The sequence below is a fragment of the Streptomyces sp. NPDC049954 genome, from assembly GCF_040656295.1.
GTDB lineage: Bacteria > Actinomycetota > Actinomycetes > Streptomycetales > Streptomycetaceae > Streptomyces.
The window spans coordinates 36,174-51,185 of sequence record NZ_JBFALS010000020.1 but is presented as its reverse complement, the minus strand read 5'-3'; the positions used below and the strand labels follow the sequence as shown (position 1 = coordinate 51,185).

General features: G+C 72.7%; 9 protein-coding genes. 6 read left to right on the top strand and 3 right to left on the bottom strand.

The window, feature by feature from the left end:
- Positions 1-27: 27 nt before the first annotated feature.
- The 3 genes from AB0J21_RS30965 to AB0J21_RS30955 all read right to left on the bottom strand — a co-directional run bounded on the left by AB0J21_RS30965 (position 28) and on the right by AB0J21_RS30955 (position 7,690).
- On the bottom strand, positions 28-2,961 hold the full coding sequence (locus AB0J21_RS30965) for an FG-GAP-like repeat-containing protein (protein ID WP_363149477.1): 2,934 nt from the start codon (positions 2,959-2,961) through the stop codon (positions 28-30).
- Positions 2,961-5,531, bottom strand: a complete 2,571-nt coding sequence (locus AB0J21_RS30960) for a S8 family serine peptidase (RefSeq protein WP_363149476.1) — start codon at positions 5,529-5,531, stop codon at positions 2,961-2,963. The genes AB0J21_RS30965 and AB0J21_RS30960 overlap by 1 nt, the downstream gene beginning before the upstream one ends.
- Before the next feature lie 257 nt (positions 5,532-5,788).
- Entirely contained in the window at positions 5,789-7,690 is a 1,902-nt protein-coding gene (locus AB0J21_RS30955) for an alkyl sulfatase dimerization domain-containing protein (RefSeq protein ID WP_363149475.1), read from the bottom strand.
- Between the two features lie 305 nt (positions 7,691-7,995).
- Here AB0J21_RS30955 and AB0J21_RS30950 point away from each other — a divergent pair, with 305 nt between their 5' ends.
- The 6 genes from AB0J21_RS30950 (at position 7,996) to AB0J21_RS30925 (ending at position 14,926) form a co-directional block, all read left to right on the top strand.
- Positions 7,996-8,676, top strand: coding sequence for a GAP family protein (locus tag AB0J21_RS30950; protein WP_363149474.1), 681 nt, complete (start codon positions 7,996-7,998; stop codon positions 8,674-8,676).
- Positions 8,677-8,725: 49 nt separating this feature from the next.
- Positions 8,726-9,124, top strand: a complete 399-nt coding sequence (locus AB0J21_RS30945) for a DUF202 domain-containing protein (RefSeq protein WP_363149473.1) — start codon at positions 8,726-8,728, stop codon at positions 9,122-9,124.
- A 55-nt stretch (positions 9,125-9,179) separates the two neighbouring features.
- Entirely contained in the window at positions 9,180-10,880 is a 1,701-nt protein-coding gene (locus tag AB0J21_RS30940; protein WP_363149472.1) for a SulP family inorganic anion transporter, read from the top strand.
- 5 nt (positions 10,881-10,885) lie between these two features.
- Positions 10,886-12,166 (top strand): DUF2254 family protein, encoded by a 1,281-nt coding sequence (locus AB0J21_RS30935; protein WP_363149471.1) that lies wholly within the window; start codon positions 10,886-10,888, stop codon positions 12,164-12,166.
- A gap of 157 nt (positions 12,167-12,323) precedes the next feature.
- Entirely contained in the window at positions 12,324-14,495 is a 2,172-nt protein-coding gene (locus AB0J21_RS30930) for a prolyl oligopeptidase family serine peptidase (RefSeq protein ID WP_363149470.1), read from the top strand.
- Positions 14,492-14,926, top strand: a complete 435-nt coding sequence (locus AB0J21_RS30925) for a Rieske (2Fe-2S) protein (RefSeq protein WP_363149469.1) — start codon at positions 14,492-14,494, stop codon at positions 14,924-14,926. The genes AB0J21_RS30930 and AB0J21_RS30925 overlap by 4 nt, the downstream gene beginning before the upstream one ends.
- The last annotated feature ends 86 nt before the right edge of the window (positions 14,927-15,012 follow it).

Here is a 15,012-nt window from a genome sequence, read left to right as displayed (position 1 = left end):
AGCGGTCCAGGACCACTGACGACCGGCTCAGGAGAGCTTGTACACGCCGACCTGGTGGATGCCGTTGTCGGTGGTCAGGTACCGGCCGCCGAGGTTCTCGGCGACGCGGTCCATTCCGTAGTCGTCGGAGTTGAGCGACAGCACCTCGCTGACACCGTCCCCGTCGAGGTCGGCGGCCAGGTAGTTGCGGCCGCCGGTGGCGACGGCGCTGCCGACGCTGGACGCGTAGGAATCGGTGGAGCTGAAGATGCTCGGGTCCCAGGCGTAGACGCCGCCCTCGACGCCGCCGATCAGGAGCTTGCGGCCGCCGGGGCCGGTCGCGAAGGCGGCGTTGTGGGACTCGGGGATCGCGAAGATGGTGAAGTCGTCCTTGCCCTCGCCCTTGAAGGCGCGGAAGGACGAGGTGCCCACCTGGTAGAGGACCCCGCCGTCGGTGAAGAAGTTGCTGTGCGTCCACAGACCGCCGACGGTGGTGGAGTGCACGACCTCACCGGTGCGGCCGTCGCGGATCTCCATGTACTGGTGCGGGCCGTCGGCGTCGGTGGAGCCGACGCCGGCCGCCGACTGGATGTCCCACAGGTAGACGACCGCGTGGCCGTCCGCGTACGGGATCTCCTTGGAGGCGAAGGTCCCGTTGTAGGTGATGGCGGCGTGGATCACGCCGTCGGTGGAGACGGACGGGGCCTTGGGCGCGATGTCCCACTTGGCCTTGCCGGTCTTGGCGTTCAGCGCCACCGCGTCGGCCGCCGCGTCCTTCAGGCCGATCGAGCCGGCCTTGGAGAACGAGGTGTAGACCTTGCCGTCCAGGACCGAGGGGTCGGAGAAGACGGCGTCGTCGCCGAGCGTCTTGGAGGCGTACGACCAGATCTTGTGACCGTCGCCGTAGTAGGCGTTCAGCTTGTTGGTCGGGACGAGGAGGTCGAGTTCGCCGTCGCCGTCGAGGTCGGTGAGCTTGACGGAGTGCACGAACTGGCCGCCGCCGTCGATGGTGGCGAGCGTCTTGCCGTTCTTGCCGTTGAGGACGACGACCGCGCTGTCGGCGGCGACGACGATCTCGGGCTTGCCGTCGCCGTTGACGTCACCGGTCTCGATGTCGTGCACCGCGCCGGGGACCGTGACCTGCCACAGCTTCTCGGGCTTCCCGGCGGCGAGCGAGGGACCCGAGTAGGCCCACACGCCGTTCGAGGAACCGGCCATGACGACGTCGGGCTTGCCGTCCTTGTCGAGGTCGGTGGCCTGTGCGTACGAGACGTCACCCTGGAGCGGGGTGAGGTTCTCCTGCTTGCCGTTGGACAGTTTGAACGTCCGGACGTTCTGGCTCTGGTCGACGACCCGTACGTGGCTGCCTGCGGCGTCAACGAAGTCGTCCTGGTACATCGGCGCGGCGCCGACGCCCTTCTCCTGCCACTTCACCGCGCCCTTGCCGGTGAACACCGTGAGCGAGGCGAGACGACCGCCGCCCGAGTTCTGCGCCGTACCGATCTTCTCGTCGGACTGGGCGGCGGTGACGAGCGTGCCGTCCACCACCCGCAGGCTCCAGACGCTGGCCCCGTCGGCGGGGTTGCCGGGATCGCGCTTGACGGTGTTCGACCAGAGCACCTTGCTCGGATCGTCCCCGTTGAGGGCGCGGACGGTGCCGGCGTTCACGTACAGGTTGCCGTCCAGGGAGGACTCGGCGACGGCGTACTCGTCGCCCGCCTTGGCCGTGAGGTCACCGACGGTCAGCGCGGTGGGGATCACGTTGGTGCGGCTGTCCAGCGTCGAGCGCCGGCCCGTCTTGAGGTCGTACGCGGCGATCTCGTAGCGGATTCCGGCGGTCGGGTCGGCCTCCTCGATGGCGACCAGGCGCTTGCGCCCCGCGTCGAGCCGCAGCTGACGGCTGTAGAGCATGCTGTCGGTCTGCCAGGTGACGGACCCGTCGGCCGTGTCGAGGACGAGGGTGCGGCCCCGGCCGTCGGAGGTCGCGGTCGCCGCCAGGTCCCAGGAGACGGCGGCCTTGCCCTTGCCGAGGTCCTGGATGTCACCCCAGTTGGCCTCGCCGGCGGCCTTGGTGTCGTACGTCCACGTCGACGAGGGGGTCAGCGCGCCGTCCGCCGAGGAGAAGCGGATTCCGGACAGCTTCGCCGTGTCGGTGGCCGGGGCATCGAGGTTCATGCGGGGCGCGTCGGCGACGAGCAGCGTGCCGTCGACGATCTTCACCATCGAGGCGTAGTCGTACAGCTTGGACCACAGCGTCTTGCCGGTGGAGCCGTCGAGCACGGTGACGAAGGTGCCGGTGGGCAGCGTCGAGCCGGGCGAGGTGAACGGGCGGTAGGGCACCGCGCCGACACTCGCCGTGAAGACGACGTCGTCGACGCCGTCGCCGGTCAGGTCACCGGTGGAGTACCCCGAGTCCGAGTTGGGCGAGAACGGCGAGACCGCGTTGTAGCCCATCAGGATCCGGACCGGGTACGGCTCGCCCTGCCACACGCGCTGCGGCTTGACGCCCCAGTCCGTGTACAGCGAGGTGTTGGTGCGTTCCCACACCGCGCTGCCGTCGGCGGCGTGGCGCTGCACGTTGCCGAGGCTGTGGAGGGTGAAGTAGTCGCCCTTCTTGCCGACGGGCACCGTGGCGCCCATGCCGCGTACGCCTTCCAGCGTCGACTTGGCGGTGAAGGTGACCGGGGTGGAGGCGTCGTCGGTGGTCGCCTCCGCCGCCTTCGAACCGGCGGGCGTGTCCTTCGTCCCGTCGAGCGTCTTGGTCGCGTCGTCGGCCTTCGAGCCCGCCTCGGCGTCGCCGGCGTCACCGTACGGGTCGAGGGTGACGTTGGCGGCGAGGGTCTTGGCCTCGGCGCTGGTCAGCTTCATGGCCGAGCCGCTGTCGTCGGCCGCCAGGGCCTGCGGGGCGGCGCTCAGGCAGAGCCCGGCCGCGACCAGGGCGGAGGCGAGGTGCAGGCCCCGCCGCGAGTGGACGGATCTCATCACTTGGCTCCCTGCGTGAAGCGGACGGCCGAACCGTCGGCGATGACCGACTGGTTGTAGGAGTACTGGAGGGCGTCGGTGCCGGCCTGGTTCTGGATGCCGACGGTGGCGCCCGCGCCCTGGTCGGCGACCGACTTGTACTGGAGGGTCACGGCGCCGGTGGCCTCGTCGAAGACGACCTCGAAGGTGGCGCGGCCCGGGGTGCCGGTGGCGTAGGCGGCGTCGTTCCACACGACGGCGAACTTGCGGCTGCCCTTGGTCCCGGTGGTGGCGGTCTGCACGGAGGACTTCTTGTCGAGCGTCAGGTCGTCCCAGAGCGGGGCGACGAAGCCGTTCGGGGTGTTCGCCCCGGCGGTCGGCAGCGTGGTGTTGCTGTAGTCACCGACCCGCGAGGACAGGAAGTTCACCAGGCCGTCGGTGGTGACCGAGGCGGTGGAGTAGGAGACGCCGTAGTGCTTGACCGAGAAGGGCAGCGTGACCTTGGCGGAGTCCTCGTCACCGCTCAGGGCGACCTTCTTCGCCCCGGCGATCCAGGAGTACGCGACCGGGGCGCAGCTGTTGCCGGCGGCGTCGGCGCGGGCCGGGACCCGGACGTCCTCGGTGAGGTCGGCGGAGACGGTGGCAGTGCCGGAGTAGACCCCGTTGCACAGCGTCGGCTGGGCCGGCTTCACCGTCAGGGGGTAAGTACCCTCGGCGACCTTCGGCAGCGTGTACTTGCCCTTGGCGTTGGTGGTGACCGCGGGGACCGGGGCGCCGGTCAGCTCGACGCTCGCGCCGGGCAGGGCCTTGCCGGTGACGTCGAGGACCGTACCGGTGACCTTGTGCGAGGCGACCGAGGACAGCGTGGCGTCCTGCGTCAGGTCCTGGTTCTCGGCGATCTCGACGCCGGTGGTCTTCGCCTCGGCGTAGCCGTAGCCGCTGAACGCGAAGTCGTACGTGCCCGGGTTGAGCGACAGGCGGTAGGTGCCGTCGGGGCCGGTGCTGACCGAACGGGTGCCGGTGGTGGCATTGGTGGCCTTGACGGTGACGCCGGACAGGGCGGCGCCGGTGGCCTTGTCGGTGATCTTGCCGGTCACGGTGCCCGCGGTGTGCGGGGCCTTGTCGACGGAGGCGAGGATGTCGAGCTTGCCCTCGCCCCAGACGTTGTTCATCCCGGCGGTGCCACCGCAGTGGGTGTCGTCGACGTCACGGGCGCCCTCGTTGAGCAGCGCGCGCGTCCCGTCGATGTCGCCGATCAGGGACGGGGCCGCCGACCACAGCAGGGCCACCGCGCCGGCGACGTGCGGGGTCGCCATCGACGTGCCGTTCTCGACGTTGTACGAGGAACCGGGCCAGGTGGAGCGGACGTTGACGCCTGGCGCCGAGATGTTCGGCTTCATCGAGCCGTCCACCAGGGAGGGTCCGAAGCCGGAGAAGGAAGCGATCTTGCCGTCGGAGTCGTACGCGCCGACGCCGTAGGCGGGGGCCTGCGAGCCGGGGGCGTGCGCGGTGGAGCAGGTGGCGCCGTCACCATCGTTGCCGGCCGCGAAGGCCTCGAAGATGCCCGCGGTGTTCCACGCCTCGACGATGTCCTGGTAGAACGTCGTGTCGTCGCCGCCCCAGGAGTTGTTGACGATGTTCGGCGCGAGGTCGGGGCGCGGGTTCTGCCCGTTGTGGTCGGTCGGGGCGAGGATCCACTGGCCGGCCTTGAGGAGCGACTCGTCCGAGCAGGAGGAGGACTCGCAGCCCTTGGCGGCGATCCACTTGGCGCCCGGCGCGACGCCGACCCCGTTCTTGCCGACCATGGTGCCCATGGTGTGGGTGCCGTGGCCGTTGTTGTCGCAGGGAACGCCGCTGGTGCCGCACTGACCGGACGCGTCGTACCAGTTGTAGTCGTGCGTGAAGGTGCCGTCGCCGTTGTTGCCGCGGTAGTTGGCGACGAGGTCCGGGTGGTTGTACTGGACGCCGGAGTCGACGTTGGCGATGACGATGCCCTCGCCCCGGTCGCCGTACTGCTTCCAGACCTGGTCGGCCTTGATGTCGGCGACGCCCCACTCGGGGGTGGCCTCGTCGTCGGCGTCCGAGCCGTCCGCGTTCAGCCGGGTGGAGGTGATCTTCTTGTCAGCCGTCTCGATGTCGTCGAGCGCGTAGTGCCGCGCCTTGACGATCCGGGCGACGTCCGGGCGCTTCGCGAGCTCGTCGACCAGCTGCTGGTCGCCGGTGACCTGGACGGTGTTGGCGATCCAGAAGTCCTGGTGGCCGACCTTCTTCTTGTCGAGGAACGACGTGAGCGGGGCCTGGGTGTCCGCGGCTTTCGCGCGCAGTTCCTTGAACGCGGCCTTGGCCTTCGCCGCGTGCGACTTCTGCTTGCGGACGCCGGACAGGTCCGCCTGGTCCTTGAGGAGGACGAAGAAGGAGGCGTCGCCGCCCTTGCCGACGGCGGCGGTGAGTGCGGAGTCGACCTTGGCCGAGGGGGTGGTGCCGGTTTCGGCGGCGGCCGCGGGCAGCGCGGCGGTCAGCAGGGCGGTCGCGGTGAACGCGGCCGTCGCCCAGGCGGCGCGTCTGTGCCGGGGCGGTCGGGACAGGTGCATCGGGGGTGCTCCTCCGGGAACGGTACGGGGGAGCCCGGACACTAGGCAGACGCCGTTACTCAGGCATTACAGCGCCCGCGGCCGGAAACCGCCGGGCCCTCGGAGGCCGTACGTCGTCGGTCGGAGCCCGTCACGTCGCCGAGCCCGGGCGGTGACGTGACGGGGGAAGCGGGCACCGAGAAGGCCCCGGTCGGTGACCGGGGCCTTCCTCCGCGTACGGAGGGCGAGAGGTGAGCGGGCCGTCTGTGGCCCTGGTGTCAGGGGGTGACGATGGCGAAGTCGGGGTCGGGGGCGGTGAGGTGGCCCAGGAGCGAGCCCAGTGCGCCCGCGTCGCCGGTGATCTCCACGCCGGGGCGTTGCCCCAGGTCGCCGGGGGCCACCGTGCCGAGCAGCAGGGCCCGCAGATCCGCCTGCGCGAGGGTGATCTCGACGTCCGGTTCGGCCGCGGCCGCACCGGTGCCGGTGGTGTGGGTGAGCACGCCGTTGCGCAGGTGCAGAGTCACGGGCTTGTGGTCGCGGATGTTCCAGCGCACGGCGATGTCCGCGTCCCACGCGCGGGGGCCGTCCACCCGGATCGCGAGGGAGTCGAAGAGCTGGTCCAGCGTCAGGGCGGCCATCAGGTCCGGGGAGGTGGTGGCGGTGGGGGTGCCGACCGAGCCCTGCCGCAGTTCGAGGGCGCCGGTGAGGAAGATGTTGCGCCAGGTGCCGTTCTCGCTGCCGTACCCGAGCTGCTCCAGGGCGTCGGCCTGCAGTGCGCGGGCGGCCTCGTGGTCCGGTGCGGCGAACAGCACGTGGTTGACGACCTGGACGGTCCAGCGGAAGTCGCCGTCGGCGAAGGACTGCCGGGCCCGGCGCACCACCTCGTCGGCCCCGCCCATGAACTCGACGTAGCGGCGGGCCGCCTCGGCCGGCGGGTGTTCCCACAGATGGGCCGGGTTGCCGTCGAACCATCCCAGGTACCGCTGGTAGACCGCCTTGGTGTTGTGGCTGACCGATCCGTAGTAGCCGTGGGTGTGCCAGGCGCGTTCGAGGGCGGGCGGCATCCGCATCTCCTCGGCGATCTCCAGGGCGGTCATGCCCTGGTTGAGCATGCGCAGTGTCTGGTCGTGCAGATAGGCGTACAGGTCCCGCTGCTCGAACAGGAAACGCGTCAGCCGTTCGCGGCCCCACACCGGCCAGTGGTGGGAGGCGAAGGCGACGTCGGAGGAGTCCGCGAACAGGTCGACGGCCTCGGTGAGGTACAGGGCCCAGACACGGGGGTCGCGGACCTCCGCCCCTCGCAGGGTGAGCAGGTTGTGCAGATTGTGGGAGGCGTTCTCGGCCATGCACAGCGCCGAGTGGTCGGGGAAGTGGATGTTCAGCTCCGCCGGGGCCTCCGTGCCCGGGGTGAGCTGGAAGACCATCCGGACGCCGTCGACGGTCTCGGTCTGTCCGGTGTGCGTGATGTCCAGGGTCGGGGAGATCAGGCCGACCCCGCCCGTGGAGAGCGTGAGCCCCAGGCCCGCGCCGATCTGACCGCGTTCACCCCGGGGCAGGGCGGCACCGAACATGTAGGCGGCGCGGCGGTTCATCGCCGTACCGGCGTACACGTTCTCGCTGACGGCGTGTTCCAGGAAGCCCTGGGGGGCCAGCACCGGGACGCCGTCGGAGACCTCCTGGTCGGTGAGGACCCCGCGCACCCCGCCGAAGTGGTCGGCGTGGCTGTGGGTGTACAGCACCCCGGTCACGGGGCGCTCGCCCCGGTGCTGCCGGTAGAGCGCGAGGCCGGCGGCGGCGGTCTCGGCGGTCAGCAGCGGGTCGATGACGAAGACCCCGCGCTCGCCCTCGACGAGCGTCATGTTGGACAGGTCGAAGCCGCGGATCTGGTAGATGCCGTCGGTGACCTCGAACAGGCCGTGGTCGGAGCAGAGCCGGCTCTGCCGCCACAGGCTCGGGTTCGCCGTGGCCGGGCAGTCCTGGGCCAGGAACCCGTACGCGTCGAGGTCCCACACGGCGCGCCCGGCGCTGTCCTTGATCAGGTTGTCCCCTGCGGTCCCCATGAAGCCGCGCCGGGCGTCCTCCTGGTCCTGCGTGTCGTCGAACGGCAGCTGCGACGTGAGCGCCTCGTTGGCGGCGATGATCGTCGGCTGCGCGGACTTGAGTTCCTCGTTCCGGGACAAGGCGGTCTCCTCACGTGGCGGTGGGCCGGGCGGCGGGCCGGACGGCCATCTCCACCTTGGGCCGGGCCCTCGCCTTCCACGAGCGGACGTGCTCCGTTTGAGGCACGGTGCCAGGGGCCGCGCGACTCCGGCTCACCCCGGTGGGCCCGCCCGGTGGCGGCGTCCGGAGATCCCCCGGAGCCTGAGAGGCGTTCCGAGGACTGGAGGCGCTATGGCCGGGTGGACTCTTTCAGGAGGTCGCGCAGGGTGTTCCGGGGCCGGTGGGACGGGATGCGGCGATCGCCCGGACCGGACGGTGTCGTGCCGTGGGTGACGCGGTCGGGCAGATGCTCGTGTCCGCCGTGGGGATCGCCATCAGTCCGCTGCCGCTGATCGCGGTGATCCTCATGCTCGCCACACCGAAGGGACGCGCCAACGGTACGGCGTTCGCCGCGGGATGGATCGTGTCCTTGGCCGTGCTGGTGACGGTCCTCGTGCTGGTCGGCTCGGGCGGGGACGCCTCAGAGAGCACCGGCGGTCCCGGGCGCTGGACGTACTGGCTCAAGCTGGCGCTCGGCATCGTCTTCCTGGTGCTCGGCGTCAGGCAGTGGCGGGGCCGCCCGCGCGAGGGGCAGGAGGCGCAGCCGCCACGCTGGATGCGGGCCGTCGACACCTTCTCCCCCGGGAAGTCCGCCGGCCTGGCCGCGGTGCTCGCGGTGGCCAACCCGAAGAACCTGGTGCTCGCGGTGGGCGGGGCCATCTCGATCGCCGCCTCCGAGGCGGGCGCCGGCGGTAAAGCGGGCGCCGCGGTCCTCATGGTGCTCATCGCGTCGCTGTGCGCCCTGCTGCCCCTGGGGACGTACCTCCTCGGCGGTGCGCGGGCCGAGGCCGTGCTCGGCGAGTGGCGTACGTGGATGGCCCGGCACAACGCGGCGATCATGACGACGGTGCTGGCCGTCCTCGGCACCAAGTACCTCGGCGACGCGATCTCGGGCCTGACCCGGTGACGGGGAGCGAGAGTGCCGTCGAGGTCACGCCCCGAGGGGGTGGTCGCTGATGCCCGAGCACGAGGATCCCGGCGGCCCGACCGCCGACAAGCCGCCGGCGGGTGGACCCTGGTGGCGGCGGGGCGAGGAACCGGACTACCGGGCGACGATGGCCAACGAGCGCACCCTGCTGGCCTGGTCGCGTACCGCGCTGGCCCTGCTGGCCGCCTCCTTCGCCGTCGTCAAGCTCACCGACATCACCCCGCGCGGCCTGCGGCTGGCACTGGCCGGCTATCTCATCGCGCTGGCGAGCGGCGTCACGGTGGCCGGCTACGTCCAGTGGCGCGTCCGCCAGGCCCGGATGCGCGCGCGGCAGCCGCTGGGCCGCATCGTGAGCCCGCCCGCGCTCACCGGGGCCATGCTGCTGCTCGCGGCCTTCATCGTCGCGGTCATCGTCTTCGCGCCATGAGGAGCGCCATGTGGAGCGCCGGGCAGGTCGGCGGCTGCCGGAAGGAGGTGGAGCGGTGACAGGTCGTCGGCACCTGCCGGTCCGCCCCCGGTCCCTGATGCGGGCGCTGGGCGCCAAGGGCGGCGGGAACGCCCGGGGTGACCTGCTGGGTGCCCTGACCGCGTGGGCGCTGATCGTGCCGGAGTGCGTGGCCTACGCGCAGATCGCCGGCGTGCCCCCGCAGAACGCCTTCTACGCCGCCCCGGTCGCGCTGGTCGCCTACGTCCTGGTGGGCCGCTCCCGGTTCCTGATCATCGGGGCGACCTCCGCGGCGGCGGTGCTGTCGGGGGCGACGGTCTCCGATCTCTCCTCGGACCCGAAGCGGGCGGTGGGGCTGTCGGCGGCGCTCGCGGTGATCGCCGGTGGAGTGCTGCTCGCCGCCGGAGTGGCCCGGCTCGGCTTCGTGACGAACTTCCTCGCCGAACCGGCCCTCAACGGCTTCCTGTTCGGCATGGCCCTGACCATCGTGGTCCGCCAGCTCGCCAAGATCGTCGACACGTCCAGTGGGGACGGGCAGTTCTTTCCCCGGCTGTGGACGGTCCTGCGGCACGTCGCCGACTGGTCGCTCCCCTCGCTGGCGGTCGGCGTCGCGGCCCTGGCAGCCCTGTTCGCACTGGAGCGCTGGGTGCCCAGGCTTCCCGCCTCGCTCGTGGTGCTGATCGCGGCGGTGGCGGTGTCCGCCGCGGCCGGCCTGGAGGACCACGGGGTGGCGGTGGTGGGGAAGATCCCGTCGGCCGTACCGGTGCCCCACCTTCCCGGCATCCCGGCCGCCGACTGGTGGCGACTGGCGGGCGGTGCCTGCGGCGTCGCCCTGGTGGTGTTCGCCGAGGCGTTCAGCATCGCCTCCCGCTTCGCCCGGGAGCACGGGGACGAGGTGCGGGCCGACCGGGAGATGGCCGCCGTCGGGATCGCCAACATCTGCGTCGGCCTCTTCCGGGGCTTCACCGTCTCCGGCAGCGCTTCGCGCAGCGCCGCCGCCGAGGCCGCGGGCGCGCGCTCCCGGCTGACCTCCCTGATCGCCGCCGTCCTCATCCTGGTCACCGGCGCCTTCCTCACCCCGCTCTTCACCGAACTGCCCGAACCGGTGCTGGGCGCGATCGTGATCGTCGCCGTGCGCGGCTTCCTGTCCCCCGCGCAACTGCGGCGCTACGCGCGGGCGGACCGGGCGAGTCTGTGGGTGGCGCTGACCGCCCTCGCCGGGGTGCTCCTCTTCGACCTGCTGCCCGGACTGCTGCTCGCCGTGGCGCTGTCCCTGGTGCTGTTCGTGGCGGCCGCAAGCACCGCGCACCTGGCGGTCCTGGGCAAGCTGCCCGCCAGCCCGCTGTGGGGCGACACCGCTCAGCATCCCGACGCGACCTCCGTCCCGGGTGTCCTCGTCACCCGCCCCGACGGCGCGCTGTTCTTCGGCAACGCCGACCGCACCAGGAAGGGCGTCCTCGCCCTGACCGCGTCGGCCCACCCGGCACCGCACACCGTGGTCCTCGACCTGAGCGCGACCTACCACCTCGGTGTCCCCGTCCTGGACACCCTCGGCGAACTGCGCGAGAGCCTGGAGCGGCGCGGCGCGGCACTGCACCTGGCCCGCCTCCACGAGGCGGCCCGCCACGACTTCGACCGCCACCGTCTGGCCGGACTGCTCGGCCCCGACGCCGTGCACGCCGACGTCGGGGACGCCGTCCGCGCGCTCACCGGCCCGTCCCGGCCACGACAGGAGTGAGGGCCATGCGATTCGTGCGGCGCGGACGCCAACGGCAGGGCGCGCACCTCTCACCCCGTGCCGCCTGGCCCAACCGCGGCCTCGCGGCGGGGCTGGTCGCGGCCGCGGTCCTGCTGGGCTGGTGGCTGCCGCACGCCGAACGGTCCCACGACCTCGGCGGCCTGTCCTACGACCCGGCCGCCGCGCAGGCCACCCTGGGCGCGATCGCCTCGGGCATCATCGCCCTCACCGGCTTCGTCCTGACCGCGGTCACCCTGGTCATCCAGTCCGTGCAGAGCACGTCGCCCAGGCTCGCCGGGGTCCTCGGCTTCTTCGAGCGGTCACTCGTGCTGTTCGGCGCGCTGACGGGCACCGCCGTCTACGCCCTGGTCGTCCTGGCGCAGGTCGGTGCGCGGCACGTGCCACGCCTGTCGGTCACCCTGGCCATCGTCTTCGTCGTGCTGTCGACCGGGGCGACCCTGTCCACCCTCGCCGGTCTGCGTCAGGTGATCACCGGGGGCGGACTGGTGCGTACGGTCGGCCGGCAGTTGCACACCGCGCTGGACGACGCCTGGTACACCCCGGCCCGTACGCCGTCCGCGCCGCGGGTGGAGAGTGACGTCGTCACCGCGACCGGCAGCGGAGTGGTCCAGCACATCGACGGCCCCGCCGTCGCCGAGGCCCTGGCCGGGTGCGGCGCCCGGGTCACCTGTCTGACGGCCGTCGGGAGCTTCGTCGAACCCGGCGCCCCGCTGATGCGGGTCACGTCCGGGACGCTGTCCGAGCCGGTCACGCGCCGGCTGATCCGCGCGGTGCATCTCGGACCGTCCCGCCACATCGAGCACGACCCCGCCTACGGGCTGCGGCTGCTCGTCGACATCGCCATCCGCGCCCTGTCTCCCGGTATCAACGACCCGACCACCGCCGTTCAGGCGCTCGACCAGATCGAGGCGGTCCTGCTGCGTTTCGCGTCCCGGCCGCTGGGGCCGGCCACGGTCCAGGACCGGCGAGGCGTCGACCGCGTCGTCATCCCCCGTCCCGACTGGGCGACGCTGCTCGACCTGGCGCTCGCCGAGGTCCTGCTCTACGGGGCGGGCTCCCTCCAGATCCAGCGGCGGCTGCGGGCGCTGCTCGACTCCCTCACGCGGGTCGTCCCGCCGTCCCGCACCGCGGCCCTCGCGCCCTACCGCGCCGTCCTGGACCGTGCCGCGGACACCTTGCCCGACGCGGCCCTCACCCGTAGCGCCCGCGTCCCCGATGCCCAAGGCCTCGGCGGGCCCGCGGCGGCCGACGAGCGGACCGGGTGAGCCGGGTGGCGGGGCCGGCGGCGGGAAAGCCGGGAAACGGTTACCGCGACAGCCGCGCGTCTGCCTAGAGTGCCCCATGACTCCCCCTCCCTCTGCCACGGCAGAACTCCGCCTTTTTCCTGACCAGTTCGCCCGCACTCGTCGCTTTTCTCTCGGTGTGCCGCACTCCTTCACCGTCGTGCCCGGCGGGCGCGGCGTGCTGTTCCTGCGCTCCGCGGCGGGCGACGACCCGACCGGGCTGCTGTGGCGCTGCGCACCGGACGGCACCGAACGGCTCCTCGCCGATCCGCGCGCGCTCGCCGGCGCGGGCGGCGCCGAGCCCCCACAGGAGCGGGACCGCAGGGAGCGCGCCCGGGTGCCCGGGGAGGGCTTCGTCGGCTACTCCACGGATCTCGCGGCACGCCGCGTGGTCCTCGGACTGGGCGGTGGCCTGTGGCTCGTGGACGGGGCCGACGGGGAGGTGCCCGCCACCCCGCGCCCGGTGCCGGTCGAGGGGCCCGCGCTCGCGCCCCTGCTCTCCCCGGACGGCGCCCGGCTCGCCTACGTCACCGGGGGTGCGCTGCACGTGGTCGGCGTGGACGACGGACTCGACGTGACGCTCGCGGCGCCGGAGGGGCCCGACGTCGCCTACGGCCTCTGCGATCACGTCTCGGCGGAGGAGATCGGCCGGGAGCGCGGCATGTGGTGGTCCCCCGGGAGCGACGCCCTGCTGGTCGCGCGGGTCGACGTGAGCGGGGTGGCGGTGCGGTGGATCGCCGACCCGGCGCACCCGGAGCGCCCGCCGCGCAGGACGCGTTATGCGGCGGCCGGGACCGCGAACGCCGTCACCACGCTGCACGTCCTGCGTCTCGACGGAGGCCGGGTCGACGTGGACCTGCCCGCACGGGCCGCGGCGGGGCACCCGGCGGGCGGCCCGTGGACCGACCGCGCCTTCGAGTACGTGACCTCGGGGGGCTGGGACGCGCACGGACCGCTGGTGGGCGTGCAGACCCGCGACCAGCGCACCGTGCTCACCCTCGCGGTCGACCCCGCGGACGGCACGGTCCGGGAACTGGCCGCTGAGCACGACGAGCAGTGGGTCGCCCTGCTGCCCGGCGCCCCGCTCCGCACCGCCTCGGGCGCCCTGGTCTCCTCCCGGCTGCTGCCCGACGGCACCAGGGGCCTCGCGCTCGGCCCGGACACGACGCCGCCGGGCCTCCAGGTGCGCGCACTGCTCGGCGTGGACGGGGAGCGGGTGCTGCTGTCGGCCGGCACCGATCCGGCCGAGGTCCACGTGTGGGAGTGCCGTCCGGGAGACCCGCCGCGCCGGCTGAGCAGCGGGCCGGGGCTGCACCGGGGCGTACGGGCGGCGGACACCCTCGTACTCGACGGGACGACCCCGCAGGGGACGTACGCACGGGTCGTGGGCCCGGGCGCACCCGGGGTGCTGATCGCCTCGCACGCGGAGCAGCCCGTGGTCGACCCCCGTCCCCGGATGCTCACGCTGGGCCCGCGCGCCCTGCGCTCCGCACTGTTCCTGCCGTCCTGGCACACCGGGGGCACGGGCCGGCTGCCGGTCCTGCTGTGCCCGTACGGGGGGTACGGGCTGGGGCTCGTGGTGCGGGCCCGCGGCTGGTGGACGCTGGTCGCGCAGTGGTTCGCCGAGCAGGGCTTCGCGGTGCTGATCACGGACGGGCGGGGCACACCGGGCCGCGGCGCCGACTGGGAGAAGTCAATCTTCGGTGACCGGCTCACCCCCGTACTGGAGGATCAGGTGGACGCGGTGCGGGAGGCGGCACGGCGGTACCCGGAACTGGACCTCGGACGGGTCGGTGTCCGGGGCTGGTCGTACGGCGGTTACCTCGCGGCGGCGGCCGTCCTGTACCGGCCCGACGTGTTCCACGCGGCGGTGGCGGGGGCCGCGCCGACCGACCGGCGGCTGTACGACACGCACTGGGAGGAACGGTTCCTCGGTCACCCGGACGTACAGCCGGAGAACTACCGCCGCTCCTCGCTGCTGCAGGACGCGGCCAGGCTGAGCCGACCCCTGCTGCTGGTCCACGGGCTGGCCGACGACAATGTGTCGGTGGCGCACATGCTGCGGTTCTCCGCCGCCCTGCTGGCGGCGGGCCGCCCGCACCAGGTGCTGCCGCTGTCCGGTGTGAGCCACACGACGACGCGTGGAGGGGTGGGAGGCGCCTTGTTGCTGCACGAGCTGGCGTTCCTCAGGTCGTCCGTCGGGTGCGAGGGGGCGGTGGGCGCAGGAGCCGCCCGCCGGGCCGGCGTCCACTCCAGCGGGACCGGCGGACGTCCGGTCGCCGGCCCGTCCGTCGAAGGGAATCCGTCATGACCGTCCTCCAGGGATCCGGGGCCGCCACCTCGCGCCGCACGTTCGTCGCCGCCGCGGGGGCGAGCGGACTGGCTGTCGCGCTCGCCGCCTGCGGTGGCTCCGGCGGCTCCTCGTCCTCGCAGTCCGCACGATCCTCCGGCGGGGGCGGCACGCTCGGCCCCACCTCGGAGATCCCCGAGGGCGGCGGGAAGATCTTCACGGACGAGAAGGTCGTGGTGACCCAGCCGAGGAAGGGCGAATTCAAGGCGTTCACCAGCACCTGCACCCACGCGGGCTGCCAGGTCGGTTCGGTCAGCGGCGGAACCATCAACTGCCCTTGCCACGGAAGCAAGTTCAGCATCGAGGACGGCAGTGTGAAGGCACCGCCCGCGAGTTCGGCGCTGGAGGAGCAGAAGATCGAGGTCAAGGGCGGCTCGATCAGCCTGGCCTGAGCGGTCCAACTCGTGCGGCCCGCCGCCCCCGCGACACACCCGGGGCGGCGGGCTCCCGGCCGGGCGCCCGCCCTGCGGCCCCGCCG

Excerpts from the sequence above, each read along its gene's own strand:
- AB0J21_RS30935 (WP_363149471.1), top strand. The coding sequence starts at position 10,886 with ATGCGATTCGTGCGGCGCGGACGCCAACGGCAGGGCGCGCACCTCTCA.
- AB0J21_RS30925 (WP_363149469.1), top strand. The coding sequence starts at position 14,492 with ATGACCGTCCTCCAGGGATCCGGGGCCGCCACCTCGCGCCGCACGTTC.
- AB0J21_RS30965 (WP_363149477.1), bottom strand. The coding sequence starts at position 2,961 with ATGAGATCCGTCCACTCGCGGCGGGGCCTGCACCTCGCCTCCGCCCTG.
- AB0J21_RS30945 (WP_363149473.1), top strand. The coding sequence starts at position 8,726 with ATGCCCGAGCACGAGGATCCCGGCGGCCCGACCGCCGACAAGCCGCCG.
- AB0J21_RS30960 (WP_363149476.1), bottom strand. The coding sequence starts at position 5,531 with ATGCACCTGTCCCGACCGCCCCGGCACAGACGCGCCGCCTGGGCGACG.